Raw genomic sequence first — 1,241 nt, forward strand, 5'->3', positions numbered from 1 at the left:
ACCTGCTCGTCGGCACGGCCGAGGTATTCCACCTCGCCCTGGGCGTTCCAGCGCACCACGTCACCCGTGCGGTACAGCCGCTCCCCGCTGCCGTACGGCGAGGCGACGAACCGCTCCGCCGACAGACCGGGACGGCCCAGATACCCACGCGCCAGACCCGAACCCGCCAGATACAGCTCACCCGCCACACCCACCGGCACCGGCCGCAGCCGCGCATCCAGCACATACGCACTGGTACCGGCGACCGGACGGCCGATCGGCACCACACCCTCCACATCCCCCTCGGCGAACCACGCGGTCGCATACACCGTCGCCTCGGTCGGACCGTAGATGTTCGCCACCCGAACGCCCGGCAGCACGGCACGAATACCGGCCACCGTGTCAGCCGTCAGCGCCTCACCGGCCAGCACCACCACACCAGGCTCAACAGCAAGACCGCCACCGGCCACCACCTGCGCGAACGCCGACGGCACACCACTGACCAGACTCACCTCACCCACACCAGCATCCCGATCCGCCAACGCCAGCAGATCCTTGACCACCTCCACACTGCCGCCCGACACCAACGGACCGAACAACTCGAACACCGACACATCGAAGTTGAACGACGTCGACACCAGCACCCGCGCAAAGTCCGCACCACCGAACTCCACACCCGCCCACGCCAGCAGACCCGCAACCGAACGATGCTCAACCACCACACCCTTGGGCCGACCCGTCGAACCCGACGTATAGATCACATACGCCGGATGCGACGGCAACACGGCCGCACCCAGCGGCCCACCCGACAGACCAGCCAGCTCCTGCACCACAGCCGGCTCGTCCACCACCACCGCAGGCACCGAGCCCGGGACCACCCCGGCCACAGCACGCGACGTCACCACCACAACCGGCGCCGCATCCGCCAGCATGAACGCGACCCGCTCCACCGGATACTCCGGATCAACCGGCAGATACGCACCACCCGCCTTCACCACCGCCAGCAGCGCCACCACCGACTCGACACCACGCTCCAGGCAGACCCCCACCACCGACTCCGGGCCCACACCACGGCCCACCAGCAGCCGCGCCAGCCGGTTCGCCCGCGCATCCAACTCCGCATACGACAGCTCAACGCCCCCGGACACCACCGCCGGCGCATCAGGCGTCCGCGCCACCTGCGCCTCGAACAACGCCGGAAGCGTGCTCTCCTCAGCTTCCGCCGCGGCACCACTCCACTCGGCCAGCACCCGACGACGCTC

The 1,241-nt window shown here is 69.3% G+C and carries 1 protein-coding gene; it reads right to left on the reverse strand.

The annotated features are described in order from the left end of the window. The coding region (locus ACFYWX_RS47730) for an amino acid adenylation domain-containing protein (protein ID WP_389431813.1) at nt 1–1,229 on the reverse strand (1,229 nt) is incomplete at its 3' end. Nucleotides 1,230–1,241 lie beyond the last annotated feature (12 nt).

The organism is Streptomyces sp. NPDC002888, assembly GCF_042888465.1.
GTDB lineage: Bacteria > Actinomycetota > Actinomycetes > Streptomycetales > Streptomycetaceae > Streptomyces.